The organism is Streptomyces racemochromogenes (assembly GCF_044129415.1).
Taxonomy (GTDB): domain Bacteria; phylum Actinomycetota; class Actinomycetes; order Streptomycetales; family Streptomycetaceae; genus Streptomyces; species Streptomyces racemochromogenes_A.
Map to the genome: position 1 here is coordinate 1 of NZ_JBBDHD010000096.1, position 26,589 is coordinate 26,589.

At 74.5% G+C, this 26,589-nt stretch carries 27 protein-coding genes and 1 other RNA gene; 14 read left to right on the forward strand and 14 right to left on the reverse strand.

The features are described 5' to 3' along the window. Positions 1 to 1,164 (forward strand): iron uptake transporter deferrochelatase/peroxidase subunit (gene efeB / locus WDV06_RS27530; protein ID WP_395512490.1); only part of this gene is annotated, 1,164 nt, incomplete at its 5' end. A gap of 30 nt (positions 1,165 to 1,194) precedes the next feature. Further along, the gene (gene efeU / locus WDV06_RS27535; protein ID WP_395512491.1) at positions 1,195 to 2,031 is read left to right on the forward strand and encodes an iron uptake transporter permease EfeU; all 837 of its coding nucleotides are present in this window, start codon (positions 1,195 to 1,197) and stop codon (positions 2,029 to 2,031) included. Positions 2,032 to 2,120: 89 nt separating this feature from the next. On the opposite strand, the gene WDV06_RS27540 is transcribed toward efeU, so the two are convergent. Next, on the reverse strand, positions 2,121 to 2,882 hold the full coding sequence (locus WDV06_RS27540; protein WP_395512492.1) for an SDR family oxidoreductase: 762 nt from the start codon (positions 2,880 to 2,882) through the stop codon (positions 2,121 to 2,123). A 108-nt stretch (positions 2,883 to 2,990) separates the two neighbouring features. Between WDV06_RS27540 and WDV06_RS27545 the strand changes: the two genes are divergently transcribed. Both WDV06_RS27545 and WDV06_RS27550 read left to right on the forward strand, forming a co-directional pair. After that, the gene (locus WDV06_RS27545) at positions 2,991 to 4,307 is read left to right on the forward strand and encodes a multidrug effflux MFS transporter (RefSeq protein ID WP_395512493.1); all 1,317 of its coding nucleotides are present in this window, start codon (positions 2,991 to 2,993) and stop codon (positions 4,305 to 4,307) included. A 9-nt stretch (positions 4,308 to 4,316) separates the two neighbouring features. After that, a complete protein-coding gene (locus WDV06_RS27550) occupies positions 4,317 to 5,330 on the forward strand; it encodes a small ribosomal subunit Rsm22 family protein (RefSeq protein ID WP_395512494.1) in 1,014 nt (337 codons plus the stop codon). A gap of 8 nt (positions 5,331 to 5,338) precedes the next feature. On the opposite strand, the gene ddaH is transcribed toward WDV06_RS27550, so the two are convergent. Further along, entirely contained in the window at positions 5,339 to 6,166 is an 828-nt protein-coding gene (ddaH, locus tag WDV06_RS27555; RefSeq protein ID WP_395512495.1) for a dimethylargininase, read from the reverse strand. 151 nt (positions 6,167 to 6,317) lie between these two features. Here ddaH and WDV06_RS27560 point away from each other — a divergent pair, with 151 nt between their 5' ends. Next, on the forward strand, positions 6,318 to 6,929 hold the full coding sequence (locus WDV06_RS27560; protein ID WP_395512496.1) for a TetR/AcrR family transcriptional regulator: 612 nt from the start codon (positions 6,318 to 6,320) through the stop codon (positions 6,927 to 6,929). Positions 6,930 to 7,092: 163 nt separating this feature from the next. Next, positions 7,093 to 7,842, forward strand: a complete 750-nt coding sequence (locus WDV06_RS27565) for a bifunctional DNA primase/polymerase (protein WP_395512497.1) — start codon at positions 7,093 to 7,095, stop codon at positions 7,840 to 7,842. Between the two features lie 61 nt (positions 7,843 to 7,903). On the opposite strand, the gene yaaA is transcribed toward WDV06_RS27565, so the two are convergent. Together yaaA and WDV06_RS27575 are read right to left on the reverse strand one after the other, a co-directional pair. After that, entirely contained in the window at positions 7,904 to 8,704 is an 801-nt protein-coding gene (yaaA, locus tag WDV06_RS27570; protein ID WP_395512498.1) for a peroxide stress protein YaaA, read from the reverse strand. Positions 8,705 to 8,967: 263 nt separating this feature from the next. Then, positions 8,968 to 9,924 (reverse strand): ArsR/SmtB family transcription factor, encoded by a 957-nt coding sequence (locus WDV06_RS27575; RefSeq protein WP_395512499.1) that lies wholly within the window; start codon positions 9,922 to 9,924, stop codon positions 8,968 to 8,970. 248 nt (positions 9,925 to 10,172) lie between these two features. Between WDV06_RS27575 and WDV06_RS27580 the strand changes: the two genes are divergently transcribed. Next, complete coding sequence (locus WDV06_RS27580) at positions 10,173 to 11,615, forward strand: RNB domain-containing ribonuclease (RefSeq protein ID WP_395512500.1); 1,443 nt, start codon at positions 10,173 to 10,175, stop codon at positions 11,613 to 11,615. On the opposite strand, the gene WDV06_RS27585 is transcribed toward WDV06_RS27580, so the two are convergent. Together WDV06_RS27585 and WDV06_RS27590 are read right to left on the reverse strand one after the other, a co-directional pair. Beyond that, complete coding sequence (locus WDV06_RS27585; protein WP_395512501.1) at positions 11,612 to 12,427, reverse strand: hypothetical protein; 816 nt, start codon at positions 12,425 to 12,427, stop codon at positions 11,612 to 11,614. The genes WDV06_RS27580 and WDV06_RS27585 overlap by 4 nt on opposite strands. Next, positions 12,424 to 13,158 carry a MerR family transcriptional regulator gene (locus WDV06_RS27590; RefSeq protein ID WP_395512502.1) on the reverse strand — a complete coding sequence of 245 codons (735 nt, stop codon included), beginning with the start codon at positions 13,156 to 13,158 and terminating at the stop codon, positions 12,424 to 12,426. Before WDV06_RS27590 ends, WDV06_RS27585 begins: the two co-directional genes overlap by 4 nt. A gap of 89 nt (positions 13,159 to 13,247) precedes the next feature. Here WDV06_RS27590 and rnpB point away from each other — a divergent pair. Both rnpB and WDV06_RS27600 read left to right on the forward strand, forming a co-directional pair. Further along, an RNA gene (gene rnpB / locus WDV06_RS27595) (RNase P RNA component class A) lies at positions 13,248 to 13,649 on the forward strand. A 70-nt stretch (positions 13,650 to 13,719) separates the two neighbouring features. After that, on the forward strand, positions 13,720 to 14,070 hold the full coding sequence (locus tag WDV06_RS27600; protein WP_395512503.1) for a hypothetical protein: 351 nt from the start codon (positions 13,720 to 13,722) through the stop codon (positions 14,068 to 14,070). A 55-nt stretch (positions 14,071 to 14,125) separates the two neighbouring features. Here the strand turns inward: WDV06_RS27600 and WDV06_RS27605 are convergent, their stop codons facing one another. The 3 genes from WDV06_RS27605 to WDV06_RS27615 are packed head-to-tail and all read right to left on the reverse strand — an operon-like array spanning position 14,126 to position 17,381. Further along, the gene (locus tag WDV06_RS27605) at positions 14,126 to 15,781 is read right to left on the reverse strand and encodes a histidine phosphatase family protein (protein ID WP_395512504.1); all 1,656 of its coding nucleotides are present in this window, start codon (positions 15,779 to 15,781) and stop codon (positions 14,126 to 14,128) included. Further along, a complete protein-coding gene (locus WDV06_RS27610) occupies positions 15,781 to 16,524 on the reverse strand; it encodes a zinc ribbon domain-containing protein (protein WP_395512515.1) in 744 nt (247 codons plus the stop codon). Before WDV06_RS27610 ends, WDV06_RS27605 begins: the two co-directional genes overlap by 1 nt. Then, positions 16,521 to 17,381, reverse strand: coding sequence for a Nif3-like dinuclear metal center hexameric protein (locus WDV06_RS27615; RefSeq protein WP_395512505.1), 861 nt, complete (start codon positions 17,379 to 17,381; stop codon positions 16,521 to 16,523). The genes WDV06_RS27610 and WDV06_RS27615 overlap by 4 nt, the downstream gene beginning before the upstream one ends. 172 nt (positions 17,382 to 17,553) lie before the next feature. Between WDV06_RS27615 and WDV06_RS27620 the strand changes: the two genes are divergently transcribed. Continuing rightward, positions 17,554 to 18,651, forward strand: coding sequence for a hypothetical protein (locus WDV06_RS27620; RefSeq protein ID WP_395512506.1), 1,098 nt, complete (start codon positions 17,554 to 17,556; stop codon positions 18,649 to 18,651). Positions 18,652 to 18,684: 33 nt separating this feature from the next. After that, complete coding sequence (locus WDV06_RS27625) at positions 18,685 to 19,329, forward strand: HAD-IA family hydrolase (protein ID WP_395512507.1); 645 nt, start codon at positions 18,685 to 18,687, stop codon at positions 19,327 to 19,329. 4 nt (positions 19,330 to 19,333) lie between these two features. On the opposite strand, the gene WDV06_RS27630 is transcribed toward WDV06_RS27625, so the two are convergent. Next, positions 19,334 to 20,209, reverse strand: a complete 876-nt coding sequence (locus WDV06_RS27630) for a LysR family transcriptional regulator (RefSeq protein WP_395512508.1) — start codon at positions 20,207 to 20,209, stop codon at positions 19,334 to 19,336. Between the two features lie 70 nt (positions 20,210 to 20,279). Between WDV06_RS27630 and WDV06_RS27635 the strand changes: the two genes are divergently transcribed. After that, positions 20,280 to 20,648 carry a nuclear transport factor 2 family protein gene (locus tag WDV06_RS27635; protein ID WP_395512509.1) on the forward strand — a complete coding sequence of 123 codons (369 nt, stop codon included), beginning with the start codon at positions 20,280 to 20,282 and terminating at the stop codon, positions 20,646 to 20,648. A 50-nt stretch (positions 20,649 to 20,698) separates the two neighbouring features. Here the strand turns inward: WDV06_RS27635 and WDV06_RS27640 are convergent, their stop codons facing one another. Genes WDV06_RS27640 through WDV06_RS27650 form a run of 3 tightly spaced genes read right to left on the reverse strand, consistent with a single transcriptional unit; the run spans position 20,699 to position 23,681 of the window. Further along, positions 20,699 to 21,640, reverse strand: a complete 942-nt coding sequence (locus tag WDV06_RS27640; RefSeq protein ID WP_395512510.1) for a 3-oxoacyl-ACP reductase — start codon at positions 21,638 to 21,640, stop codon at positions 20,699 to 20,701. A 32-nt stretch (positions 21,641 to 21,672) separates the two neighbouring features. Then, positions 21,673 to 22,749: a Zn-dependent alcohol dehydrogenase gene (locus WDV06_RS27645; protein WP_395512511.1), complete on the reverse strand. Its 1,077-nt coding sequence runs from the start codon at positions 22,747 to 22,749 to the stop codon at positions 21,673 to 21,675. Positions 22,750 to 22,808: 59 nt separating this feature from the next. Beyond that, a complete protein-coding gene (locus WDV06_RS27650; protein ID WP_395512512.1) occupies positions 22,809 to 23,681 on the reverse strand; it encodes a MaoC/PaaZ C-terminal domain-containing protein in 873 nt (290 codons plus the stop codon). 241 nt (positions 23,682 to 23,922) lie between these two features. On the opposite strand from WDV06_RS27650, the gene WDV06_RS27655 reads away from it, so the two are divergent. Continuing rightward, positions 23,923 to 24,282: a response regulator gene (locus WDV06_RS27655; protein ID WP_395512516.1), complete on the forward strand. Its 360-nt coding sequence runs from the start codon at positions 23,923 to 23,925 to the stop codon at positions 24,280 to 24,282. A gap of 117 nt (positions 24,283 to 24,399) precedes the next feature. Here the strand turns inward: WDV06_RS27655 and WDV06_RS27660 are convergent, their stop codons facing one another. Next, complete coding sequence (locus tag WDV06_RS27660) at positions 24,400 to 25,701, reverse strand: cytochrome P450 family protein (RefSeq protein ID WP_395512513.1); 1,302 nt, start codon at positions 25,699 to 25,701, stop codon at positions 24,400 to 24,402. 190 nt (positions 25,702 to 25,891) lie between these two features. Here WDV06_RS27660 and WDV06_RS27665 point away from each other — a divergent pair. Next, positions 25,892 to 26,589: amidohydrolase family protein (locus WDV06_RS27665; protein WP_395512514.1), on the forward strand; the 698-nt coding region annotated here is incomplete at its 3' end.

Here is a 26,589-nt window from a genome sequence, read left to right on the forward strand (position 1 = left end):
GCCGCGGCCGGCGGCGCCGTGGCCGCGTGGGGCGGCGGCTCGGACATCGCGCCGGCGGCCTCCGCCGGCGCGGCCGTGCCCTTCCACGGCGAGCACCAGGCGGGCATCGCCAGCGCCGTCCAGGACCGGCTGCACTTCGCGGCCTTCGACGTGAAGACCAAGGACCGCGAGGAGCTGGTCAAGCTCCTCAAGGACTGGACGGCGGCCGCCCGGCTGATGACGGCCGGCCTGCCCGTCGGCGACGTGTACGAGGGCGCGCCCGAGGCCCCGCCGACCGACACCGGCGAGGCCCTGGGCCTCAAGCCCTCCCGGCTCACCCTGACCTTCGGCGTCGGCCCGGGCCTGTTCGCCAAGGACCGCTTCGGCCTGGAGGGCAAGCGCCCCGAGGCCCTCGTGGACCTGGAGGCCTTCCCCGGCGACAACCTCGACCAGGCCCGCTCCGGCGGCGACCTGTGCGTCCAGGCCTGCGCCGACGACCCGCAGGTCGCGGTGCACGCCATCCGCCAGCTGGCCCGCATCGGCTTCGGCAAGGTGGCGGTGCGCTGGTCGCAGCTCGGCTTCGGCAAGACCTCGTCGACCACGCCCGACGAGCAGACCCCGCGCAACATGATGGGCTTCAAGGACGGCACCCGGAACATCTCCGGGACCGACACGGCCGCCCTCGACAAGCACGTGTGGGTCGGCGCGGGCGACGGCAGCGCCTGGATGACCGGCGGCTCGTACCTCGTCGCCCGGCGCATCCGGATGCACATCGAGACCTGGGACCGCACCTCCCTGCGGGAGCAGGAGGACATCTTCGGCCGCGACAAGGGCGAGGGCGCCCCGGTCGGCAAGTCCAAGGAGCGCGACGAGCCGTTCCTGAAGGCGATGAAGCCCGACTCGCACGTGCGCCTCGCGCACCCCGACAGCAACGACGGCGCGACCATCCTGCGCCGCGGCTACTCCTTCACCGACGGCACGGACGGGCTGGGGCGGCTCGACGCGGGCCTGTTCTTCCTCGCCTACCAGCGCGACGTCCGCAAGGGCTTCGTCGCGATCCAGCGCCGGCTGTCGAAGAACGACGCGCTGAACGAGTACATCCAGCACGTGGGCTCGGCCGTCTTCGCCGTCCCGCCGGGCGTCCGCGACAAGGACGACTGGTGGGGCCGGACGCTGTTCGCGTAGTCGCGTGGTCCCTTCCGGAGAGGAAACGCCGTGTTCGGCAACTATCTGATCGGCCTGCGCGAGGGCCTCGAAGCCAGCCTGGTCGTCTGCATCCTGGTCGCCTACCTGGTGAAGACCGGGAACCGGGCCGCGCTGCGGCCGGTGTGGCTCGGCATCGGCATCGCCTGCTCGATCTCGCTGGCCTTCGGCGCGCTGCTCACCTTCGGCACGCAGGAGCTGACCTTCGAGGCGCAGGAGCTGCTCGGCGGCAGTCTCTCGATCGTCTCGGTCGGCCTGGTGACGTGGATGGTCTTCTGGATGAAGAAGACCGCCCGCCACCTGAAGAGCGAGCTCCAGGGCAAGCTCGACGCGGCGCTCGCGATGGGCACCGGCGCGCTGGTCGCCACCGCGTTCCTCGCGGTGGGCCGCGAGGGCCTGGAGACGGCGCTGTTCGTGTGGGCCTCGGTGCGGGCCAGCGGCGAGGGCTCCTCGGCACCGCTGATCGGGGTGCTGCTGGGCATCGCGACCGCCATCGTGCTCGGCTGGCTGTTCTACCGGGGCGCGCTGAAGATCAACCTGTCGAAGTTCTTCACGTGGACCGGCGGGATGCTGGTCGTCGTCGCGGCGGGCGTCCTCGCCTACGGCGTGCACGACCTCCAGGAGGCCGGGTTCGTCGGCGGCCTGCAGGACAAGGCGTTCGACATCAGCGCGGCGATCCCGCAGGACAGCTGGTACGGGGTCCTGCTGAAGGGCGTCTTCAACTTCCAGCCGGACCCGACGGTCGCGCAGCTGGTGGTCTGGACCCTGTACCTGGCGGCGGTCCTGACCCTGTTCCTGCTCCCGGCGGGCCTGCGCGGCGCGGCCAAGACCCCGGCCGCGGTCAAGTAGCCCGCCGCCTCCCGCCAGGCCCGGCGCCCGGCCCGTTCCCCCCTCCGCGGGGACGGACCGGGCGCCGTTCTCGTTCCCCGGTGGTGGGCCTAGCCGCGGCCGATGTAGGGCATGGCCGTGGCCATCACCGTCGCGAACTGGACGTTCGCCTCCAGGGGGAGTTCCGCCATGTGCAGCACGGTCCGGGCGACGTCGGCGGCGTCCATCACCGGCTCGACCGCCAGCTGCCCGTTCGCCTGGAGGATCCCGGTCTGCATCCGCGCCGTCATGTCCGTCGCCGCGTTGCCGATGTCGATCTGCCCGCAGGCGATCCGGTACGGCCGCCCGTCCAGCGACAGCGACTTCGTCAGGCCGGTCATGGCGTGCTTCGTCGCCGTGTAGGCGATCGAGTTCGGGCGCGGGACGTGGGCCGAGATGGAGCCGTTGTTGATGATGCGCCCGCCCTGCGGGTCCTGCTCCTTCATCACCCGGAAGGCCCCCTGTGCGCAGAGGAAGGCCCCGGTGAGGTTGACGTCGACGACCTGGCGCCAGTCCTCGTACGCGATGTCCTCCAGCGGGACGCCGGCCGGGCCGAAGGTGCCGGCGTTGTTGAAGAGGAGGTCGAGGCGGCCGTGGCGGGCCCGGACCGTTTCGAACAGCGCCGTCACGTCGCCCGGGTCGCTGACGTCGGCCCGTACCGGCAGGACGTCCGCCTCGGCCCCGGCCGCCGCGGCGGTCTCCTCCAGGGGCTGGACCCGGCGCCCGGCCAGGGCCACCGACCAGCCCGCCCCGGCCAGGGCGAGGGCCACGGAACGGCCGATCCCGGAGCCGGCCCCGGTCACTACGGCGATCTTCTTCCCAGGTGCGCTCATGGGGCCGCAGGTTACGTCACAGCCGCCATCCGGTCCGGAACGTTCCGACAGCTGAGAGCATGGGTCGGTCAGGGGTGCATAAAGCAGATCAAAAGACTGGAGTCCTGTATGTCGGAGAGAGGCCCCTCCGCGGCCCCGTCGCACGCGTCCCCGCCCTCCCCCTCGGCCCCCGCCACCGTCCCCCTGACGGCCGCCCGCCGCACCGGGCTGCTGGTCACCTTCATCCTCGGCGGCCTCACCGCACTCCCCCCGCTGTCCATGGACATGTACCTCCCGGCCCTGCCGGAGGTCACCGCCGCCCTGGGCAGCCCGGCCGCGACCATCCAGCTCACCCTCACCTCCTGCCTGGCCGGCATGGCCCTCGGACAGCTGGTCATCGGCCCCATGAGCGACAAGTGGGGGCGGCGCAGGCCCCTGCTCACCGGCATGGCCGTCTACGTCCTCGCGACCGCGATATGCGCCCTCGCCCCCTCCGCCGAGCTGCTCATCGCCTTCCGGCTGCTCCAGGGCCTGGCCGGCTCCGCGGCCATCGTCATCGCACGGGCCGTCGTCCGCGACCTGTACGACGGCGTCGAGATGGCCCGCTTCTTCTCCACCCTGATGCTCATATCCGGCACCGCCCCGATCATCGCCCCACTGATCGGCGGCCAGGTGCTCCGCTTCGCCGACTGGCGCGGCGTGTTCGTCGTCCTCACCGCCGTCGGCCTCGCGCTGACCCTCGTGGTGTGGCGCGGCCTCGGCGAGACCCTGCCGCCCGAGCGGCGTCAGACCGGCGGCGTGGGCGCCGCCCTGCGGACCATGCGGGGGCTGCTCGCCGACCGGGTCTTCGCCGGCTACACCCTGGCGGGCGGCTTCGCCTTCGCGGTGCTCTTCTCGTACATCTCCGCCTCGCCCTTCGTCGTCCAGGAGATCTACGGCGCCTCCCCGCAGGCCTTCAGCCTGCTGTTCGGCCTCAACTCCGTCGGCCTGATCGTCGTCGGCCAGGTCAACGGCAAGCTGCTGGTCGGCCGGGTCAGCCTGGACAAGGTCCTCGCCGTCGGCATCTCCGTCCTCACGGCCGCCTCGGTGGCCCTGCTGCTGATGTCCACGGGGGTGTTCGGGCAGGTCGGGCTGGCGCCCGTGGCCGCCGCGCTGTTCGTGCTGATGTCGGCGATGGGCGTGGTCCTGCCCAACACCAACGCGCAGGCCCTGATGCGCACCCCCCACGCCGCCGGGTCGGCGTCCGCACTGCTCGGCACCTCCTCCTTCCTCGTCGGCGCGGTCGCCTCCCCGCTGGTCGGGATCGCGGGCGAGCACACCGCCGTCCCGATGGCCGTGGTCCAGCTGAGCTGCTCCCTGCTGGCAGCGGGCTGCTTCCTGGTCCTGTGCCGCCCCTGGCGGGAGCGGGAGCCCATGGCCGCACCGGCCGACCCGGCCGCGCCGTAAACTTCGCTGGTGAACGCCACCGCCCCCACCACCGCCGAAACCCTCCGCAGCGCCCTCGGCGGGCTGCTCGACGGACTCCCGCCGAAGCAGGCCGCGGCCGCCGTCGAGCGGCTCATCGCCAACTACCGGGGAACCACCCCCACCGACGCCCCCGTCCTGCGCGACCGCTCCGACGTCGCGGCGTACGCGGCGTACCGGATGCCGGCCACCTTCGAGGCCGTGCGCTGCGCGCTGGACGGACTGGCGGAGGCCGCTCCCGGCTGGGCGCCGGGCTCGCACGTGGACGTGGGCGGCGGGACGGGGTCCGCGACCTGGGCGGTGGACGCCACCTGGGACGGGCCCCGGTCGACCACGGTGCTGGACTGGGCCGAGCCCGCCCTGGCCCTCGGCAAGGAGCTGGCCGCCCGCTCGGCCTCCGAGAGCCTGCGCGCGGCGGACTGGCGGCGGGCCGTCATCGGAACAGGGCTCGCCCTGCCCGACGCGGACCTGGTCACCGTCTCGTACGTGCTGGGCGAGCTGACGGAGGAGTCCCGCCGGGCGGTCGTCGCGGAGGCCGCCCGCGCCGGGCAGGCCGTCGTCCTCATCGAGCCGGGCACGCCCGAGGGCTACCTGCGCATCCGCGAGGCCCGCGACCAGCTGATCGCCGCCGGGCTGAAGGTGGCCGCGCCCTGCCCGCACGACGGGACCTGCCCGATCGCGGTGGGCCAGGACTGGTGCCACTTCTCGGCGCGGGTCAGCCGCTCCTCCCTGCACCGCCAGGTCAAGGGAGGCTCCCTCCCGTACGAGGACGAGAAGTTCGCCTACGTGGCCGCGACCCGCTTCCCCACGGCGCCCGTCCCCTCCCGGATCACGCGGAAGCCGCAGATCCGGAAGGGGCTCGTGCTGCTGGACCTGTGCGGTCCCGAGGAGGCCGGGCTGGGCCGGGCCACCGTCAGCAAGCGCCAGGGCGACCTCTACAAGGCGGCCCGGGACGCCGAGTGGGGCGAGCAGTGGCCCCCCGCCGCCCGGGACCGGGACCTGTAGGCCGGACCCTAGGCCGGCGGCTCCGGGGCCGGGCGCAGCTCCTGGGTGCAGCACTTCACGCTGCCCCCGCCCTTGAGCAGCTCGCCCAGGTCCATCGGGATCGGCTCGAACCCACGTTCGCGCAGCGGTGCCAGCAGGCCCGTCGCGGCCTGCGGGAGCAGCACGTGCCGGCCGTCGGAGACCGAGTTCAGGCCGAAGGCGGCCGCGTCCGGGGCGTCCACGAGCAGGGCGTCCGGGAAGAGCCTGCGGAGCACGGCCTGGCTGCCCGGCGAGAAGGCCGGCGGGTGGTACATGATCTCGTCGCCGTCGAGCACGCACAGCGCCGTGTCCAGGTGGTAGTAGCGCGGGTCCACCAGGTCGAGGCCGATGACGGGCCGGCCGAAGAACTCCTGCGCCTCGTCGTGCGACAGCGGGCTGGAGCGGAAGCCGCGGCCCGCCAGGATCCAGCTGGCGGTGACGGCGAAGTCGCCCTCGCCCTCGTTGACGTGCGAGGGTTCGTGGATGTCGGTGAAGCCGTTGGCCCGGAACCAGTCGAGGTGGATCTCCGCCTCGGCGGTGCGTTCCGGGTAGGCGAAGCGGGCGCCGAGGACCCGGCCGTCGACGACGAGGGCCCCGTTGGCGGCGAAGACCATGTCGGGCAGGCCCGGCTCCGGTTCCAGGGTCTCGACGGTGTGCCCGAGGGAGAGGTAGCGGTCCCGCAGGTCCTCCCACTGGGCGAGGGCGAGGGGCAGGTCCACCGGTTTCGTGGGGTCCATCCACGGGTTGATGGAGTACGTGACCTTGAAGTGTGCGGGTGCGCACATCAGGTAACGCCGGGGTGTGGCGTCTCTGCGCAAAGAAGGCTCCTCACGACTGCGGACTCACGGTACGGGTGCGTACGAAGAGAATCGTCCCTCCTCGGGGTGCGGCCGCGCACTGAACCGATCGGGTGGTTTACCACAACGGCCAGAAGACGAGACGTCTCGCCGGGATTGGTACGTTGGACCGATGAGCAAGCCCCCGGACTCCGGCCGCCGCAGCGAGCGCTCCCGGCGCGCCATCCTCGACGCCGCCCTCGCCCTCGTCGGGGAGGTCGGGTACAACAAGCTGACCATCGAGGCCATCGCGGCCCGTGCGGGCGTCGGCAAGCAGACCATCTACCGCTGGTGGCCCTCCAAGGCGGCCGTCCTGCTGGACGCCTCGCTGGCCCTGGCCGGAGAGGCCGGCGCGGATTCCGGCTGGTCCGGGTTCCCCGATACGGGTGACCTGGCGGCCGACCTGAAGGCCGTCCTGCGGGCCACCGCCGACGAGTTCGCCGACCCCCGCCACGACGCCCCCGCGCGGGCCCTGACGGCGGCCGGGGCGACCGACCCCGAGCTGGGGGCACGCTTCACCGATCAGCTGCTGGAACCCCAGCTCGCGCTGTACGAGGCCCGGTTGCGGTCGGCCCAGAGGGCCGGGCAGCTCGCGGCGGACGCCGACGTCCGGCTGGTGGTGGAGATGCTGCTGGGCCCGCTGACGTACCGGTGGCTGCTGCGGACGGCACCGCTGACGCACGCCTACACGGACGCGCTGGTGGACTCCGTGCTGAGCGGCGTGGCAAAAGTCACCGTCCGATAGCCGGACGCCCGGTGACCTCGGCAAGGCCGAGAACATATGGCCGGATTGTGCGGTTATCGGGGGAAGTGGGCGCGGGGGTCCCCCCGGGGGGTGCGGTCAGCCGGCCCGCGGGATGGTGGGACCATGGATCGGTCTGCCGGGGCAACGGTGAGGTAGGGGATAGATGGGGTCTGAGACCGGCCGCGTCAAACGCGGCGAGCAGAGCAGGATTTCCCAGTGGCTGCGCCGCCGCTCGAAACCCGCCCCCGAGGACCCCGGCAGGGAACGCGAAGCGCTCCTGGTGGCCGTCGCCGCCGCCGGCCTCCCCGTCGCCCCCGCCGCTCATCCCGCCGGCTACCGCTGTTCGTGCGACCGCATCGGCTGTCCCACACCGGCCCGGCACCCGGTCTCGTTCGCCTGGCAGACCCAGTCGACCACCGACCGCGCGCAGATCGAACGCTGGGCCCGCAACCAGCCGCAGGCCAACTTCATCACGGCGACCGGCATGGTCCACGACGTCCTGGACGTCCCCCTTGAGGCCGGCCGCAGCGCCCTGGAGCGGCTGGTCGCCGCCGGCGTCGAGGTCGGCCCGGTCGCCGAATCGGGCGGTACGGGCGACCAGGCGCGGATGCTCTTCTTCACGGCCACCCGCGGGACGCCCGAGGACGAGGACGAGTGGTGGCCCTGCGAGCTGGACTGCCACCCCGAGACCATGGACGAACACCCCGGCCTGCGGTGGCACTGCCGCGGCAGCTACGTCCTGCTCCCGCCTGCGGCGCTCCCCGGCGAGTTCTCGGTGTCCTGGGTGAGGGACGTCCGCCACCCGCTGCCGGACCCGCTGACGCTCCTGGAGACCCTGACGGACGCGTGCGCGCAGTACGCGGGCGCGGCGGACCAGACCCCGTCCCCGGTCGCCTGGCCCCTGGGGCGCTGAGCCCCGCCGGCGTGCGAGGCGCGGGGGCCGGCGGGCAGCGGCCCCCGCGCCGGGCCGGCGGTCAGTGGATCCGGGTCACCACCACGTCCAGGGACCACGCCCGGCCCGCCTTCGCCGGAGCCTGCGCCTCCACCACGTACCCGAGGTCCCGCAGCGCGGCCACCAGCTCCGCGGGATCCGCCGGCTCGGCCCCGGCCACCAGCAGGTCCCGCACCAGCCGCCCCTTCGTCGCCTTGTTGAAGTGGCTCACCACCGACCGCTTCTCCACCCCGTCCACGACCTGCGCGTGCAGCACCCGCACCGTGGCCGTGCGCCCGGCCGTCTCCCCCTTCGGCTTCCACGCCGACGCGTACGCCGACGAGCGCAGGTCCAGCACCAGCCCGTCCCCCGCCGCCTCCGGCATCACCTCGGCCATCGGCGTGCGCCAGTACGCGCCCAGCGCACCCAGCCCCGGCAGCTTCACGCCCATCGAGCAGCGGTACGACGGGATCCGGTCGGTCACCCGCACCGCCCCCCACAGCCCGGAGAACACCAGCAGCGTCCGCTCGGCCACCGTCCGGGCGGCGGCGGGCAGGTCCGCCAGGCCGAGCGCGTCGTAGAGGACGCCGGTGTAGATCTCCCCCGCCGGCAGCGCCGGCGCCGACCGCAGCCCGGCGTTCTTCGCGACCTCGCCGCGCAGCCCCTCGCTGAGCCCCAGCACCTCGCGCGCCTTGACCTCGTCGCCCGCGCACAGCTCGACCAGTTCCTCCAGCACGGCCGCCCGCGCCGCGGCCAGCCCGGGCAGCGACAGCGAGCCGGGGTCGAGCGGTGCGCCGGAGCCGCCGGCGGCCTTTCCCTCGGAGGGCGGCAGCAGCACGAGCACGGTGGTTCTCCTATCGATGGCACGACGCGGGGGTGCGGCCCCCGGGCCAGGGTAGACGGCCCGCCGCCGGCCGGTCACGGGCGAACGGCCACGGCCGGGCCCCGGGCCGCTGGGGCCGGGGGCGGGCCGTGGCCGCCGGTGGGGGGTCCGTTGGCGGGCGGTGCCTCGTCGCCCTCCGTGCTGTGGTGCAGCACCGACTCTGCGGCTCGCGCCGGGCTCCCGTCCAGGTCTTTCGAGCAGGTTCGAAAGACCTGGACGCGGCCTCACCCGCGCAGCAGCAGGGATCCCAGGGAGGTCACCGCGTGCAGCACCGAGTTGCGGTGGCGGGTCGAGCTGATCAGGCCCGCCGCGCGCAGCACGGAGGTGTGGTGGCTGACCGAGGCCCGGGACATCCCGACCAGCCGGGCGAGTTCCGTGGTGCTGCGGGAACCCTCCGCGGTGTGGTGGAGGATCTCCGTACGGGTGCGCCCGATCAGCGGCACGAGCTTCCTCCCTCCGGGATCGTCCGGGGACACGGTCCGCCTCGCGGGATAGGTGAGCACCGGCGGGAGTTCCGGGTCCAGGAGCGAGACCGGGGTGCGGGCGCGGAACAGGGTGGGGACGAGGAGCAGGCCCCGCCCGCCCAGGTGCAGTTCCTGGTCGACGGGGTACCGGACTTCGAGCACCGGCGGTCTCCACCGCATGCCCGGCCCCAGTGCCGACAGCACCCCCTCGATCCCCGACTCGGCGGCCGTACTCGCCTGCGCCGCGTACTCCGCCCGGACCGTCGTCCGCATCGTCTCCTCCAGCGGCGCCACCGCCGCCGCGTGGTAGTCGCGCAGGGCGCCGGTGAGCCCCCGCAGTGCGTCGGGGCGGCCCGCGGCCAGGTCCCGCGTCCAGGACGGGAGGGGCCCGCCGGCCCCGAGGACCGCCAGGTCGCCGCTCAGGTGCCGGACGGGGGTGGCGGTCAGCGCGTCGAGGCCCTGCTCGACGTCCGCGGACCCGACGGAGGGGGTGAGGAAGTCGGGGAAGTAGCCGAGCGGGCGCACCAGGGGCAGGAGCGTGCGCAGGCTGCCGGAGCGCCGGGCCAGGACCGCGCGGCCCCATGCCTCGACCGCCGGGTTGGCGGTGCGGTGCTGGAGCATGCGCAGGCTCAGCACCGTCTCCCACAGGGGGTCCGGCCGGCTGGCCACGCTCGTGCGCGCCAGGTCGGCGCCGGTGAAGTGGATCCGCAACAGCATGTACCGCCCCGAGGATGAGTTCCGATCGGTTCCGTTGGGTTCGGGCGATCCGCCCACCACATTGCGCCCCGGCAGGGCCGCGCGTTCCAGGAGGTTTCACGCCGTCGTGCGCGGCCGTTTCCGCGCCGTGTTCCGCTCACCGGAACACGGCGCGGGATTCCGGACGCCCGGGCGGACCCGGAACCCGTGCGGCGGGCGCCTCGCCCGGCCGCCGAGAAGAACTCCCGGGCACGGCATACGCTCGGTCCATGCCACGCCGTCACATGCACATGACCGGCGCGGACGGTGCCGCCCTGGGCGCCGCGCTGCGCGGGCTGCGGACGCGACTGGGCGTGCCCGACGCCTTCCCGGCGGAGGTGCTCGCCGAGGCCGGCCGGGCCGCCGCCGCGCCCCGGCCGCCCACCGAGGACGCCACCGGGATCCCCCTCTTCACCATCGACCCGCCCGGCTCCACCGACCTCGACCAGGCCATGCACCTGGAGAAGCGGTCCGGCGGCGGCTACCGCGTCCACTACGCCATCGCCGACGTGGCCGCCTTCGTCACCCCCGGCGGCGCCCTCGACGCCGAGGCCCACCGCCGGGTCGCCACGCTCTACTTCCCCGACGGGCGGGTCCCCCTGCACCCGCCCGTGCTCTCCGAGGGCGCGGCCAGCCTGCTGCCGGACCAGGACCGCCCGGCCCTGCTGTGGCGGCTCGACCTGGACGCCGACGGGCGGGTGGAGACCACCGACGTCCGCCGCGCCCTGGTCCGCAGCCGGGCCAGGCTCGACTACGACGGCGTCCAGAAGGCCATCGACACCGGCACGGCCGAACCCGCCCTGGCCCTGCTCAAGGACATCGGAACCCTGCGCGAGGCGCTGGAGACCGCGCGCGGCGGGATCTCCCTGAACGTCCCCGAACAGGAGGTCGTCGCACGGGACGGCTCCTACGGGCTGACCTATCGGGCGCCGCTGGCGGCCGACGGCTGGAACGCCCAGATCTCCCTGATGACCGGCATGGCCGCCGCGGACCTGATGCTGGCCGCCGGGACCGGGATCCTGCGCACCCTGCCGGCCGCCCCCGACGGCGCGGTGGGCCGGCTGCGGCGGGCGGCGCAGGCCCTGCGGATCGAGTGGCCGCACCACGTCCCGTACGCGCGGCTGGTGCGCTCCCTGGACCCCCGGATCCCCGCGCACGCCGCGTTCCTCCAGGAGTGCACGGCCCTGCTGCGCGGTGCCGGGTACACGGTGTTCACCGGCGGCGAGCGGCCCGAGCACGCCGTGCACGCGGCGGTCGCGGCGCCGTACGCGCACTGCACCGCCCCGCTGCGGCGGCTCGCCGACCGGTACGCCGGGGAGCTGTGCGTGGCGGCGGTGGCGGGGGCGGAGCCGTCGGCGTGGGCGGTCCGGGCCCTGGCGGCGCTGCCGCACGAGATGCGGGAGGGGACCCGGCTGGCCAACGCCGTGGAGCGGGAGTGCGTGGACCTGGTGGAGGCGGCCGTGCTCAAGGACCGCGTCGGGGAGGTCTTCGAGGCGATGGTCATCGACGTCGAGGAGCGCGACCCGCAGGCCGGGACGGTGCACCTGGAGGACCCGGCGGTGGTCGGCCGGGTCGAGTCCCCGTCGGCGGACCTGCCGCTCGGCGAACGGATCCCGGTGCGCCTGACCCGGGCCGACCCGGGCACGGCCAAGGTCCTCTTCGCTCCCGCCTAGGCGGCCTGCCGCAGGGCCGTGAGCAGGGCGCGGGGGTCGTCGGCGTGGAAGCGGATCGTACGGGCCCGCGCGCGGGCGCCGAGGGGGCGGCGGAAGTCCAGCGGGCGGTTCAGCTCCAGGGTGACCGTCGTCTGGCTGCCCACGATCAGGTCCAGGACCCCGTTCCCGGACGCGTCCGCGGACAGGGTGACCAGCCGGCCCTCCGGGTAGCGCCGCTCCATCCGGGCCGAGACGACCGCGTCCGGCGGGACGGTGAGGTCGAACAGGGCCCCGTAGCGGATCCGGAGCGTGCCGTCGGGCCGTACGACGTGCGGGCGGGTCACGCAGGCGGCGTGCAGGGCCAGGACCAGCAGCACCCCGTAGACGTCGAGCACGAGCACCACCCGGTGCACGGCGGGCCAGGGGATGAGCACCGCGAGGCCGACGGTCTCGGTCAGCGACACGAAGAGCAGCCCGTACATCATCGCCGTCTGCGGCCCCGTGTAGGCGGCGGCGAGGTCCCCCGGCCGCACCCCGTGCGGCCGGCGGGCCGCCCACCGCCCGAGCGAGGCGCAGGCCCGCAGCTCGTGCAGCAGCAGCCGGCGCACCGGCTCCGGCACCACCTCCCGTACGGCCGCCCGCCAGGAGCCGGTGCGCCGCCGCAGCGAGCCCAGCACCCAGCCCTCCAGCAGCAGCATCCCGAGCAGCGCCGACTCGGCGCCGGCGGTCATCCAGCCGGGCGGCCGCACCCCGGCCACCAGGCACAGGACGAGGACCAGTTCGCCCGGTACCGCGACGGCGGCGGCGATCCGGGCCGCGCGGACGGCGCTCACGCCGGCCCCTCCCCCGTGAACGCGGCCATCACCCGGCGGACGACCTCCGCCTGCGCGGGGGCGTACTCGGCGAGCAGCGCCTCCCCGAAGCCGGGGACGACGGGCCCGTCGGAGGGGATCGCGGCGAAGGCGGCGGCCGGCACGGCGGCGACCATCGCCTCGGCGAGCGGGCCGATCCGGGGGTCGTCGACGGGCGCGTCGGCCAGCTCGTCGAGCCGCTCGTACAGCGCGAGCACGGCCGGGTCGGCGGCGAGCTGCCCGAGGACGGCGTACAGCTCCTCCCCGGCGGCGCCGGTGGCGTCGAGCAGGGTCAGCTGCTCGCGGTCCTTCGCGGCGGCCGGAGAGTCCGTCGGCGGCGCCTTCGCCAGCAGCGCGGCGAGCGCGGGCGAGACCGGCTCCCCCTCACCCGGCCCGGCGGCCGGCAGTGCGGCGAGCCGCCTGCGCCGCTCGGCCAGCTCCGCCTCCTGCCGGGCCAGGTCGGCGTCGAGCTCCGCCAGGACCTCGGAGAGCTCGCGCCCGGCGTCGTCGGCGAGGACGTCGCGCACCTCGTCCAGGCCCAGCCCGAGCTCGGTGAGCCGGCGCACCCGGGCCAGGAGCACGGCGTCGCGCACGGTGTAGGCCCGGTAGCCGTTGGGACGCCGCTCCGGCTCCGGGAGGAGCCCGACATGGTGGTAGTGCCGCACCGTCCGGGTGGTGACCCCGACGAGCGCGGCGATCTCTCCGATCCGCATGCCCCTCAGTAGAAACCCTGCCGCCGCGTCAAGGTCAAGGCGACGCGGAGCCGCCGCCCGGCAGCCGGTAGCATGGTCGGCACGACAGACGAGTCGGCCGGGCGGCCGCGTCGGGGTCCCAGGACCCCGCCGAGGAACGTCCGGGCTCCACAGGGCAGGGTGGTGGCTAACGGCCACCCGGGGTGACCCGCGGGACAGTGCCACAGAAAACAGACCGCCGGGGGCTTCGGTTCCCGGTAAGGGTGAAACGGTGGTGTAAGAGACCACCAGCGCCTGAGGTGACTCAGGCGGCTAGGTAAACCCCACCCGGAGCAAGGTCAAGAGGATCCGTCCCCGGACGGGTCTGCGCGAACGCTTGAGGGCTGCCCGCCCGAGTTCGCGGGTAGACCGCACGAGGCCGGCGGCAACGCCGGTCCTAGATGGATGGCCGTCTCCCCGGCGACCGCGAGGTCTCCGGGTGACAGAACCCGGCGTACAGGCCGGCTCGTCTGCCGTACCCCTTTCCTGCGGGGTGGCGCGAACGCCCCTCGGCGGGGCGCGCCATGGGGCACCCTCGCAGCCATGACCGATCGCCCCGCGGCCGCGGCCGCCGCCTCCGCGCACATACACGAACTCGCCGAAGCCACCTCCGATCCCCACGACGCCTACGCGGGCCACGCCGACGTGGCCGCCGTGACGGCCGGCCTGCACGGCCTGGCCCGGGACCTCGAAGAGGTGTTGGAACACCTGGCACGCCACATCGGGCGGCACCACGACGACTGGGACACCGTGGAGGGGGAGCGGCGGCTCCCCGACCAGCTCGCGCGGGAGGCGAGCGGTCAGCTCCGGACCGCCCGGGCCGAGGCCCACAACTTGGCCCGCGCCCTGGAGCGGTCCGTGGAAACCCTCGGCCGGCTCAGGCCCGCGCCCTGACCCCGGCGGCCGTGCCGCCCCGCCGCCGGGACGACGGTGACGGGGCGGGCGCGGCCTACCGCAGGTGGGAGGTGTCGTTGAGCAGCCGGAGCGAGGCGTTGCCGTCGGCGTAGTAGGCCACCGCCGAGAGGGAGGCCGCGGAGAGCTCCATCTTGAACAGGGACTCCGGCGGGGCGCCCAGCGCGAGGCGGACCAGGGTCTTGACCGGGGTCACGTGCGTGACCAGCAGCACCGTGCGGCCCGCGTACGCGGACAGCAGCCGGTCGCGGGTGGCCGCGACCCGGCGGGTGACGGCGGCGAAGCTCTCGCCGCCGCCCGTGGGGGCGGCCTTCGGGGAGTCCAGCCAGGCCTGGAGGTCGTCGGGGAAGCGCTCGCGCACCTCGGCGAAGGTCAGGCCCTCCCAGGCGCCGAAGTCCGTCTCGCGCAGGCCCTCCTCCACGGTGACGGTCAGCCCGAGCCGGTCGGCGACGGCCTGGGCGGTCTCCCGGCAGCGGAGCAGCGGCGAGCTGACGACGGCCTGCACGGTGCCCCGCGCGGCCAGCGCCTCGGCGACGGCCAGGGCCTGCCGCCGCCCGGCCGGGGACAGCTCCGGGTCGGTGCCCCCGCTGCCGGAGAACCGCTTCTGCGGGGTCAGCGCGGTCTCGCCGTGCCGCAGCAGCACGAAGGTCGCGGGCGCCCCCATGTCGGGCCCCCCGGCCCCTCCGGCGGCGGAGCCGGTGCCCGAGGCGGGAGCCGGGGCCGGGGCGGCCGGGGTCTGGGCGGCGGTACCCGCCGCAGCCGGAGCCGAGGACGGTGCGGAGCCCGAGACGGGCGCGCCCGCCGGGGCCGCCTGGGCGCGGGTCAGGACCTCGGCTGCGCCGAAGAGGGTGCCGGCCTCCGGTGCGGCCGCGCTCCGCGCCGCGCGCTGGTCGGCGGCCGCCCTGTGCGCCGCGCGGGCGGCGGCGCCGGCCAGGGGAGGCTCCGCCGCACCGGCCGAGCCGGCGGCCGGTGCGGACCCCGTACCGGCGATGGCAGGGAGCCCCGGGCCGGCGGAGTCGGCGGACCGCGTACCACCGCCGGCGGGCATCCCCGCGCCAGCGTGGTCGCCGACCGGCGCGGACCCCGTACCGGCGCCGGAAGGGAGCCCCGGGGCGGCCTGGGCGGGAGGGCGCTCCGGGGTGGCGGAGTCGGGGGGTGGGGTGGGCCTTCCGGTGCCGCCGGAGGCCATCGCGGCGCGGACCGCCGCCGCGCCCTTCGCCGCGTCGCCCGGAGGGGCGGCCGGTGCGAGGGCCGCCGAGGAGGCGGAGGGTTCCCACTGCCTGCCGTGGCGGCCCGCGTCCATCGCCTCGTTGGCCAGGCGGTCGGCGTGCTTGTTGCGCTCGCGCGGGATCCACTCGTACGTGACCTGCCCGCGCGGCAGGACCGTCGCCGCCTCCGCCGCCAGCGGCCTCATGTCGGGATGCTTGATCTTCCAGCGGCCCGACATCTGCTCCACGACGAGCTTCGAGTCCATCCGGACCCGCACCTCCGCGTCGGGGGCCAGCTCACGCGCGGCCTTCAACCCGGCGATCAGCCCCCGGTACTCGGCGACGTTGTTCGTCGCGATGCCGATGAACTCCGCGCGCTCGGCCAGGGTCTCCCCCGTCACCGGGTCCAGGACGACCGCGCCGTAGCCGGCGGGCCCCGGGTTGCCCCGGGAGCCGCCGTCGGCCTCCACGACGAAACGCGGCATCAGATGCCCGAGTCCGCCGTACGGACCAGGATCCGGCCGCAGTTGTCGTGGCGTACGACCTGGTCGCGGGCGGCGGCCTTGATCTCGTTGACCTCGGCCATGTCGAGCTCCAGGCGGCAGCCCTCGCAGCGGCGCTGGTAGAGGCGCGCGGCGCCCACGCCGCCCTGCTTGACGCGGATCTTCTCGTACAGGGCCATCAGGTCGGCCGGCATGGAGGCGACGATGACCTCGCGGTCCTTGGCGGTCTTCGCGGCCTCGGCGTCCAGCTCACCGGTGGCGGCGTCGCGGCGCGCGGTGGCGTCGGCCAGCTTGGCCTCCAGGGCGGAGACGCGCTCGGTGATCGCGGTGACGCGCTCCTGCGCGCCCTCCAGGCGCTCCATGACCTCCAGGACGACGTCCTCCAGGTCGGCCTGCCGCTTGGCGAGCGAGGCGACCTCGCTCTGCAGGTTCGCCAGGTCCTTGGCCGAGATGCCGGCACCCGACTCCAGGCGCTGCTGGTCGCGGGCCGCGCGCTGGCGGACCTGGTCGACGTCCTGCTCCGCCTTGGTCTGCTCGCGGGCGGCGTCGCTGGCCTGGGTCTGGGCGGCGACGAGCAGGTCGCGCTGCTGGCTGAGGTCCTTGGTCAGGGAGTCGACCTCGGCGTGCTCCGGCAGCGACTTGCGCTTGTGGGCGAGCTGCGACAGCCGGACGTCCAGGGCCTGGACGTCGAGAAGTCGGATCTGGTCGGCGGGCTCGGCGTTCAGTTGGGGGCTCCAGAGACACTAGAAGGGGTGGTTCCGGACGGCGCGTGCGCCGTCCACGGGTCGGTGACCGTGCGCGAGACGTGGGTCCGCAGACCCCAGCCGTGGCGCTCGGAGACGGCGTCGAGCTGGGCCGCGGCCTGCTCGCACCAGGGCCACTCGGTGGCCCAGTGGGCGGCGTCGACGAGGGCGAGCGGGCTCTGCTCGCGGGCCTCGGACGCCGGGTGGTGGCGCAGGTCGGCGGTGAGGAAGGCGTCCACACCGGCGGCACGGACCTGCGCGAAGAGGCTGTCGCCGGAGCCGCCGCTGACGGCGACGGTGCGGATCAGCGCGTCGGGGTCGCCGGCGGCGCGGATGCCCTGCGCGGTGCGCGGGAGCCGGGCGGCGGCCCGGGCGGTGAACTCGCGCAGGGTCTCGGGGTGGTCCAGCTCGCAGAGCCGGCCGAGGCCGCGGCGGCCGGACGGGTCGGTCGGGTCGGGCACGAGGGGGCCGGTGACGCGCAGGTCGAGGGCGCCGGCGAGGGCGTCGGAGACACCCGGGTCGGCGGTGTCGGCGTTGGTGTGGGCGACGTGCAGCGCGATGTCGTTCTTGATCAGCGTGTGCACGACGCGGCCCTTGAAGGTGCCCGCCTCGACGGTGGTGGTGCCGCGCAGGTAGAGGGGGTGGTGGGTGACGACCAGGTCGGCGCCGAGCTTCACCGCCTCGTCGACGATCTCCTGTACGGGGTCCACGGCGAACAGCACCCGGGTGACCTCGGCGTCGGGGTCGCCGCACACGGTGCCGACGGCGTCCCACTGCTCGGCCCGCGAGGGGGGCCAGAGAGCGTCCAGCGCGGCGATGACTTCAGAGAGAGAGGGCACGGGCCAAGGCTACCGTCCGTGGCGACCGCCCAGCCTGTCCCCCGGACGGCACAGCCGGTCCCCCCGTCACGGGAGAACCGGGGGGCCGCCACCCGTACGTGTGAAGCGTGCGCGGTGGTGTTGTCCGGCCGGAAGCGCGAAACCTAGTTTCCTCCCCGGAGGTGACGGCCGGATGACTGTCTGTGCCACCGAGATGACCACGACCGCCCCCCTCACGGTCACCGCCGACGGGACGTACGCCGCGCGGCTGGCCGGGCAGGGGGAGGCCCGCTATCCCGAGCGGTGGACGCTGGGGGGGCCGGAGCCGTACGCGGTGCCGCTGCCGCTCGCGCAGCCGGAGGAGGCCGACAGCGAGGTGCTGCCGCTGGCCGACGGGCGGGTGTTGATCCACCGGCGGGTGGCCGACCGGCACGCGTTCGCCCTGCTCTACCCCTCGGGCACCTACACGGGTCCGCGCTCTTCGGGCTCCGGTGCGGGGCCGCGCACGGGGGAGCTCCTCCTCGGCGGGATCGAGGCCGAGGAGGGGCTGCGGGTCCGTCTGCTGCCGCCGTGCCCCGACGGGAACGCGGCCTACGCACTGGCGGTGGGGGACGGCGGGACGACCGTCTGGCAGGTGGCCGGGCACGGCTCCGAGGGCCCGCGGCGGGCCGCCGTGCTGCCGGGCCGCTGCTCCGGCGGGGTCTGGCTGGACCGGGCGGGCCGGCTGCTGTCCCTGGACCGCGAGCAGGACGGCCGCGTGAAGGCCGTCGCCGTGGACCTGGCCCGGGGCGGGGTGGTCACCCCGCTCCTGCAGATCGCCGAGGACAGTGACGACCGGCTGCTGACGGCCGCTCCGGACAGCGGCCTGCTGGTGATCCGCTCCGACGCGCCGGGCGAGCCCCGGCTCGGCTGGGGGGTGCTGGGCAGCGCCCGTCCCGTCCGCTTCCCGGAGTGCCTGCGGCTGGAGGACGCCCATCCGTTCGCGGTGCAGCCGGGCCAGGTCCTGATGCCGGAGACCTGCGGGGTCGCCCTGCGCGTGGGCGGGGACGGACTCGCCCTGTGGCGCCCGGCCGACCGGTACGTGTTCCGGCTCGGCGCCCCGGCCGGCTGGCTCGGCACCGGCCTGTGGACCCCGGAGGGCCGGCTGCGGCTCCCGTACGCCACCGCCGAGGTCCCCTGCGGCATCGTCGGGCTGAGCCAGCCGGTCGCCCCGCCGCCGCCCGTGCACGTGGACACGCCGCCGAAGCGGGCCGCCCGGCCGGTGCCGCTGCGGGAGGCCCCGCTGGGCTGACGGCCGCGCGAACCGGCGTGATAGGCAAGGGGCATGACGACCTCCGCCCCTTCCGCCACGGCCAGGCCCTTCGACGCGGTCCTGTGCGACGTCGACAACGTCATCCGCTTCTACGACTCCACCCCGGTGGCCGAACTGGAACGCGCGGCCGGTCTCCCGGAGGGGACGACGGCGTCGGTGGCGTTCCACCCGGAACAGCTCGATCCGCTGCTCCTCGGGAAGACGACCAAGGAGCAGTGGGCGCAGGCCGTCGCCGACCGGCTCGGCGACGGGTTCCCGCTGTCCGGCCCGCGTGCGCGGGAGCTGGCCGGGGCGCTGGCCCGTTCCCCCTTCTGGGCGGACGAGGACGTGGTCAGCGCGCTGCGCGGGGTGCGCGCGGCCGGACTGTCGCTGGTCCTGGTGAGCAACGCCGCGCTGGACCTGGGCGAGGACCTGGCGGCGATGGGGCTGGAGGACCTCGCGGACCACGTGGTCAACAGCGCCCTGGAAGGGGTGGCCAAGCCCGACCCCGAGATCTACTCGATCGCCGCCGGCCTGGCGGGCGCCGCTCCGGAGCGCTGCCTGTTCGTGGACGACCACCGGGAGAACGTGGAGGCGGCCGTCGCACTGGGGATGACGGGCGTCCACTTCCGCGGGCCCGAGGACCTGCGCGGGGCGCTCGCCTTCCTGGACCGGTAGGGGTTCAGGAGGTCCGCAGGGCGGCCAGGAGCCGGGTGCGCAGGAGGTGCACCGCCGGGGAGTGCTGGTCGGGGCGGGTGACGAGGCCGAGCCGGGCGTGGGTGGCGGCGTCGGTGAACGGAACGGCCCGCAGGCCGGGCCCCTGCGTGGAGGAGGGGCTGAGGACGGCCACGCCCGCCCCGCGTTCGGCGAGACGGAGCAGTGCGGCCGGGGAGCTGGCTTCGAGGTCCACGCGCGGGCCGAGGCCGGCCCGGCGGCAGGAGTCCTCGTAGGCGGCGCGGATTCCCGTGCCCGGCGGGAGGCACAGGACCTTCTGGCCTCGCAGGGCGGTGAGGGGCAGTTCCGTCCGGTCGAGGGGGTGCCCGGCCGGGACGACGGCGGCGATCGGCTCGTCGGCCACGACGTCCGCTCGCAGGCCCGGGGCGGCCTCGCCCGCGTAGCCGACCAGGGCCAGATCGAGGGAGCCGGAGAGGACCCGGGCCTGGAGGGCGTCGGAGTGGTCCTCGTGCAGCCCGAGTTCGATGCCGGGGTGGGTGCGGCCCAGGTCGGCGAGGGCGTCGAGGAAGGGCGGGATCGAGCAGCCCATGACCATGCCGAGCCGGACCCGGCCGCGCACGGCGTCGGCGAACTCGGCGGCGGTGTGCCGGATGGCGTCGAGGGTGGCGAGGGCGCTCTTCGCGAGCGGGAGGACGGCCTCGCCGGCCGGGGTGAGGCGGACCTGGCGCCCCGAGCGGTCGAAGAGCCGCTGGCCGAGCTCGTGTTCCAGCTTCGCCACCTGGGTGCTGATGCCGGACTGGCTGACGTGCAGGCGCTGGGCGGCGCCGGTGAACGTGCCCTCGTCCACGACGGCGGCGAAGTAGCGCAGCTGATGCATCTCCATAACCCGTGATGATAGATGGTATCGGATCCATCTGTTGGACGGATGGATCCGGCACCGGCAGGGTGGAGGCATGACGACGACGAAGACCGCACGAGAGCTTGCCGAGGCCTACTTCACCGCCTGGGAGGCAGGCGATTTCGAGACGATGCGCGGGCTGCTGGCCGAGGACGTCGACTTCGTCGGCGCGCTGGGCACGGCGCACGGGACGGAGGAGGCACTGGCCGGGCTGCGGGGGCTCGGGAAGGTACTGGAGAAGATCGACGTGAAGGTGCGGGTGGCGGAGGGCGACGAGGTGATCACCTGGTTCGACCTGTGCACCGGCATCGCGCCGCCCGCGCCGACGGCGAACTGGATGCAGGTGGCGGACGGGAGGATCGCCCGGATCCGGGTGACCTTCGACCCGCGCGGGCTGCTGGCGGGATTCGCCCGGCAGCACTGAGGCCCCCGGCCCCGCTTCCCGGGCGGGAGAGCGGGGCCCGCGGGCTGCGGCTAGCCGTGCTTGAGGCCGAGGACCTCGGCCGCCGCGAAGGTCTCGTTCGCGGGGCGGGACTCGTAGTGCGGGCTGAGCAGGGAGTCGAGCTCCTCGAAGGAGAAGACCTCCTTGGAGGTGTCGAACTTCGCCGCCACCTTGGGCCGTTCCATCACGGCGACGATCCCGCCGTGCACCACGAACAGCTGGCCGTTCGCCTTCGCCGACGCCGGCGAGGCGAGGTAGCCGACCAGCGGGGCCACGTGCTCGGGGGCGAGCGGGTCGAGCCTGCCCTCCTCCGGGACCTGGAAGCCGGCGAAGACGTCCTCGGTCATCCGGGTGCGGGCGCGCGGGCAGATGGCGTTGGCGGTCACCCCGTACTTGGCCAGGGCCAGCGCGGTGGACGTGGTCAGCCCGACGATGCCTCCCTTGGCCGCCGCATAGTTGGGCTGGCCCGCCGAACCGCCGAGGAAGGCCTCGGAGGAGGTGTTGACGATCCGCCCGTACACGGGGCCGCCCGCCGCCTTGGAGCGCTCGCGCCAGTGCGCGGAGGCGAAGTGGGTGGTGTTGAAGTGGCCCTTGAGGTGGACCCGGATCACCGAGTCCCATTCGTCCTCCGACATCGAGAAGACCATCCGGTCCCGCAGGATCCCCGCGTTGTTGACCAGGACGTCCAGCTTCCCGAAGGCGGAGACGGCCAGCCCGACCAGTTCCCGCGCCTGCTCGAAGTCGGCCACGTCCCCCAGGTGCGCCACCGCCCGTCCGCCCGCGGCGCGGATCTCGGCGACGACCTCCTCGGCCGGGGCGGCCGAGGCCTCCCCGGAGCCGTCGCGTCCGCTCTGGCCGAAGTCGTTGACGACCACGCTCGCGCCGAGCCGGGCCAGTTCGAGCGCCTCGGCCCGGCCGAGCCCCCGGCCTGCGCCGGTGACGACGGCGCTGAGCCCTTCCAGTGGCAGTGACATGTGCCGGATTCCTCTCAGGACGGATCGGGGCGTCAGATCTCGATGCAGGTGCGCAGGGCCGTGCCCGTGCGCATCTGGTCGAGGGCGTCGTTGATCTCGGCGAGCCGCACCCGGTGGGTGATCAGGCCCGCCAGGTCGATCCGGCCGGCCCGCCACAGCTCGATGGTGCGCGCGTAGGAGCGGAGCACGTCCCCGCCGCCGTACATCGAGGGGAGGATCCTCTTCTCGTCGAAGAACAGCGAGAACATGTCGATCTGGAAGTTGTCGTCGAGGGCCCCCGCCCCGACGATCACGACCGAGCCGCCGCGCCGGGTCATCCGGTAGGCGGTGCGGGCGGTGGCGGACTTGCCGACGACCTCGAAGACGTAGTCGAAGCCCTCCCCCGAGGTGATCCGGGTCTTGGCGTCGTCGAAGGCCTCCGGCGCGACCGCCTCCGTCGCCCCGAACCGCAGCGCCGCCTCGCGCCGCGACTCGACCGGGTCGACGGCGATGATCTGCGCCGCGCCCTGCACCTTGGCGCCCTGGATGACGGAGATGCCGACGCCGCCGCAGCCGATGACGGCGACCGACGAACCGGCCTCCACCCTGGCGGTGTTGATGGCCGCTCCGAGCCCGGTGGTGACGCCGCAGCCGATGAGCGCGGCGATGTCGAAGGGCACGTCGTCGGGGATCGGGACCGCGCAGTTGGCGGCGACGACGATCTCCTCGGCGAAGGTGCCCGTCGCGGCGAAGCCGAAGATCTCCCCGCCGGCCCGGCGGAAGTTGGGGATGCCGGCGTTGGCCAGGCTCTCCAGACACAGGTGCCCCTGGCCGCGCCTGCAGGCGGCGCAGTGTCCGCACGGCGGCAGCCAGCAGACGAGGACCCGGTCGCCCTCCTTGTGGCCGGCGACCCCCTCGCCGACCCCGGTGATCACCCCGGAGCCCTCGTGGCCGGGGACGAAGGGCGCGGGCTGCGGCAGGACGCCGCTCATCGCGGAGAGGTCGGAGTGGCACAGGCCGGTGGCCTTGATGCGGATCCGCACCTTGCCGGGGCCCAGGCCCACGGCTTCCACGTCGTCGACGACCTCCAGCTTGTCCTGGCCTATCTCGCTCAGCAGTGCTGCGCGCACGGTGCGGCTCCTTAGGGGGAGTGTGCCCGGGGCGTGTGCCCGGGGCGTGGGCTTGCGCGTTACGCGTGCTCGACGACGGTGTCGGCGAGGACGGGGGCGTCGTCGCGTTCGACGGCGGTCACCGAGACCAGGACGCGGCCCGGCTCCTGCCACATGCGGATGCGCAGGGTCTCCCCGGGGAAGACGATCCCGGCGAAGCGCGTGCGGTAGGCGCGGACGCGGGAGACGTCCCCGCCGAGGGCCGTGTCGACGACGGCCTTGAGGGTCATCCCGTACGAGCACAGGCCGTGCAGGATCGGCTTGTCGAAGCCGGCCAGCTTGGCGAACTCGGGGTCGGCGTGGAGCGGGTTCCAGTCTCCGGAGAGCCGGTAGAGCAGGGCCTGCTCCTCCCGGATCGGCCGCTCCTCGGTGCGGTCGGGGGCGCGTTCGGGCAGGTCGCCGCGGACGGAGGGGCCGCGGTCGCCGCCGAAGCCGCCCTCTCCGCGGACGAAGATCTGCGCGTCGCTGGTCCACAGCGGCCCGTCGGCGTCGGCGACCTCGGAGCGCAGCACGATCACGGCCGCCTTGCCCTTGTCGTAGACGGCGGCGACCTTGGAGGTGGAGGTGGCCCGCCCCTTGACGGGGATCGGCCGGTGCAGCTCGATGGAGTGCCCGCCGTGCAGGACGTTCGCCAGGTTGACCTCGATGCCGGGGGCGGCGAGCCCGCCGAGCATGGCCATGCCGGCGCCGGCGACGGTCGCGAAGCTGGGGAGCACGTGGAGCTTGGACTCCAGGGTGTAGCGCAGTTCGTCCGGGTCGGTCGCCAGGCTGTTCCCGTGCAGGGACGCGCCGGCGCCGAGGCCGAGGTGGTAGAGCTGGATGTCCTTGTGGTCCCACTCGATCTCCCCCTGACGGGGGTCGGCGGCGAGGGCCCTGGCGGCATCGATCGGCATTCGGATGCTGCTCCTTCTGCTCTCTGGAAGACCTCGGCGCGGCCGTCCGCACCGTCGGCCGCACCGAGGTCGCATGCGGGACCGGTTCTAGAACGCGTTCTAGGAAGCGGCTGAGGGAATGTATAACGCACGGCCCTGCGGTTGGGAAGAAGACCGCTGACTTCACGTCAGATGATCGTGGTCCGGGGTGTGTTGCCGGTTCCGGGCCGGGCCGGCCGGTACCCTGCGGCGGGTGGATGAGATGCCCGTGGCCCACCGCACCGCCCGCTCCCTGCGCGTCCTGCTGCTCCCGCCCGACCCGCCGCTCGCGGTCCGCCTCGGGCTCCAGCCGGACATCGAGGTGGTGGCCTCGCCGGCGGAGCGGCCGGCGGTGGCACTGGTCGAGGACCCCGCGTCGGTGGCCGCCCTGCTGGCGGAGGACCCGGAGTGCCGGGTCCTGGTGGCGACGGGGTCGGCGCACCCGGGACTGCGGGAGGCCGTCCTGGAGGCGGGCGCGGCGGGGCTGGTGCTGCGGGACGGGCCGGTCGAGGAACTGGCGGAGTGCCTGCGCCGGGCGTCGATGGGCGAGACGGTGGTGGACCCGGCACTGGCGGGACCCTGAGGCCAGGGGCTGCCGGGGGCTGCGGTCCCGGACGCTCCCGGCGCGAGGGGCCCTGAGGCGTGCGGGAGCCCTCCGCCGGTCAGCGGCGGAGGGCTCCCCTCGGGGCTCGGGCCCCGGTCAGTTCCCCGCGGTCCAGTCGTCGACCGTCCGCGAGGGGTCCAGGGCGACGGGCAGCCTCTCCAGCCCGCGGAAGGCCGGGAAGGGCCCCTTGAGCCAGTCCCCCTCGGCCTGGGTCGGCATGGCCAGGACCATGTCCGGGAACCGGTCGAACAGCGCCGTCAGGCAGATCTCCAGCTCCAGCCGGGCCAGGGGCGCGCCCAGGCAGTAGTGGGCGCCGTAGCCGAAGCCGAGGTGGCTGCTCTGCAGCCCCTCCCGGGTGAAATCGAGGGTGTCGGGGTCGGGGAATTTCTCCGGGTCGCGGTTCGCGGAGGAAAGGGCGATCTGTACGACCGCCCCCTTCGGAATGACGATCCCGCCGATTTCCACGTCCTCCAGCGCGTAGCGGAAGGTGGACGTCTCCACCGAACCCTCGAAGCGCTGCATTTCCTCGATCGCCTGCGGCAGCAGTGCCCGGTCCTCCCGGACCGCCCGGAACTGCTCCGGGTGGGTCAGGAGGCTGTAGACGCAATTGCCGATCTGGAGCGTGGTCGTCTTGTGCCCGGCGAAGAGCAGGACCCAGATCATCGAGACGAGTTCGTCGTCGGTCAGGGGCTCTTCCTCGTGCGGCGTCTCCACCAGCATGCTCAGGAAGTCGTCGGTGGGCCGGAGCCGGGTCCGGTGGATGTGGCGGGCGAAGTAGTCCCGCAGCCAGATCTCGGCCTCCTCCAGGTCCCCCTTGAGGTCCTTGCTGAACCGCGAGCGCGTCACGACGGCGAACCACTTGAGGACCTCGGTCCGCTCCTGCCCGACGATGCCGAGCAGCTCGCAGATGACCATGACGGGCAGCGGCAGCGCGAAGGCCTGCATCAGGTCGACCGGCCGGTCGGTGGGGCAGCGGTCGAGGAGCCCGTGGGCGAGCTCCTCGATGTGCGGGCGCAGGGCGTGGATGTGGCGGGGGGTGAAGGCGGTCTTGGCGATGTGGCGCAGCCGGGTGTGACGGGGCGGGTCGGCGAACAGGAGGTTGTCGTCGAGCGCCTCGCACAGGTCCCCGAAGAGGGCGTGGTAGAGGTCGATGCCCTCGTGCATGTCCTTGCCGATGCGGGGGTCGGCGAGGAGGGCGTGGGCGTCGGCGTAGCGGGTGATCAGGTACGTGTCCACGCCGTGGCCGGGGGTGAGCTTGGCGATGGGCGCCTGTTCGCGCAGGGTCCGGTAGACCGGATAGGGGCACTGCCGGTATTCGGGCGTGCTCTTCGTCGCGGCCGCCACCGCTTCGTGCAGCGCGAGACCGTCATCCGCCGCGGTAGTCGGTTCAGTCGTCACGCGCCCAGACCTTTCGGTAACCCGGAATTGACAGACGGCTCCTTTCCCGCGCCGCCGCGACCGCGAAACCCGATTGACCCGTTCGGAGCCGAAACCCGCCTCCGCGGAATGTCCGGCTCGCGGTTCGTGAAGGCCGCTTTAGGGTGTGGCGGAGTTTGCGACGCGTGGCCGACGAGAGGGAAATGCGCACATGCCGGAATACGGTGCGGGCGGTCTGGCCGTCGGCGGGGCGACACGCCCGGACACGACGGGCGGGGCGGGCGGGGCGGGCGCGGCGGAGGAGGACGGCAGCCGCGCGGTGATCGACGTCCACCACCACTTCTGTGCCCCGGCCTGGCGCCGGTGGGCGCAGGAGCGGGGGCTGGTGGGCCCCCGGTCGCTGCCGCCGTGGGCGGGCTGGGAGGCGGAGGACGCGCTGGCGCTGATGGACCGGGCGGGGATCGCGGTGGCGGTGCTCAAGCCGATGCTGCCCGCGCGGTACGAGAGCCCGGCCCAGCTGCGGGAGGCGGTCGCCGTCACCATGGAGGCGGCGGCCGGGGTGGTGGAGGCGTACCCGGGTCGCTTCGCGTTCCACGCGCCGCTGTTCCTTGACGAGGAGGAGGTCTCCTCCTGGACGCTGCGGCGCGGCCTGGATGAACTGGGGGCGGTGGGGGTGAACGTGACGGCGAACTACCGCGGGGTGTACCTGGGGGATCCCGCGTACGACCGGATCTTCGCCGAACTGGACGAACGCGCGGCGCTCGTGGACACCCACCCGCACATCCTCCCGGACGGCCCGGGCGGAGGACATCCCACGGTGGGCCCCGGCCACCCCGCCGACCCGCACGCCCGACCCGCCGGCGGCCCGGGCGGCCCGGGCGGTGGGCCCGGCGGCCCGGGCGGTGGGCC

Bases quoted from the DNA above. Each gene is read 5' to 3' on its own strand.
- WDV06_RS27605 (WP_395512504.1), bottom strand. From the start codon at position 15,781: ATGCCGCGTTTCGTCGTGGAGGCCGACGGCGGCTCCCGGGGCAACCCG.
- WDV06_RS27625 (WP_395512507.1), top strand. From the start codon at position 18,685: ATGACGACCTCCGCCCCTTCCGCCACGGCCAGGCCCTTCGACGCGGTC.
- WDV06_RS27565 (WP_395512497.1), top strand. From the start codon at position 7,093: ATGGGGTCTGAGACCGGCCGCGTCAAACGCGGCGAGCAGAGCAGGATT.
- WDV06_RS27650 (WP_395512512.1), bottom strand. From the start codon at position 23,681: ATGCCGATCGATGCCGCCAGGGCCCTCGCCGCCGACCCCCGTCAGGGG.
- WDV06_RS27630 (WP_395512508.1), bottom strand. From the start codon at position 20,209: ATGGAGATGCATCAGCTGCGCTACTTCGCCGCCGTCGTGGACGAGGGC.
- WDV06_RS27640 (WP_395512510.1), bottom strand. From the start codon at position 21,640: ATGTCACTGCCACTGGAAGGGCTCAGCGCCGTCGTCACCGGCGCAGGC.
- WDV06_RS27575 (WP_395512499.1), bottom strand. From the start codon at position 9,924: ATGCTGTTGCGGATCCACTTCACCGGCGCCGACCTGGCGCGCACGAGC.
- WDV06_RS27560 (WP_395512496.1), top strand. From the start codon at position 6,318: ATGAGCAAGCCCCCGGACTCCGGCCGCCGCAGCGAGCGCTCCCGGCGC.
- WDV06_RS27655 (WP_395512516.1), top strand. From the start codon at position 23,923: ATGCCCGTGGCCCACCGCACCGCCCGCTCCCTGCGCGTCCTGCTGCTC.
- WDV06_RS27540 (WP_395512492.1), bottom strand. From the start codon at position 2,882: ATGAGCGCACCTGGGAAGAAGATCGCCGTAGTGACCGGGGCCGGCTCC.
- WDV06_RS27635 (WP_395512509.1), top strand. From the start codon at position 20,280: ATGACGACGACGAAGACCGCACGAGAGCTTGCCGAGGCCTACTTCACC.
- WDV06_RS27620 (WP_395512506.1), top strand. From the start codon at position 17,554: ATGACTGTCTGTGCCACCGAGATGACCACGACCGCCCCCCTCACGGTC.
- WDV06_RS27600 (WP_395512503.1), top strand. From the start codon at position 13,720: ATGACCGATCGCCCCGCGGCCGCGGCCGCCGCCTCCGCGCACATACAC.
- WDV06_RS27545 (WP_395512493.1), top strand. From the start codon at position 2,991: ATGTCGGAGAGAGGCCCCTCCGCGGCCCCGTCGCACGCGTCCCCGCCC.
- WDV06_RS27590 (WP_395512502.1), bottom strand. From the start codon at position 13,158: ATGCGGATCGGAGAGATCGCCGCGCTCGTCGGGGTCACCACCCGGACG.
- WDV06_RS27580 (WP_395512500.1), top strand. From the start codon at position 10,173: ATGCCACGCCGTCACATGCACATGACCGGCGCGGACGGTGCCGCCCTG.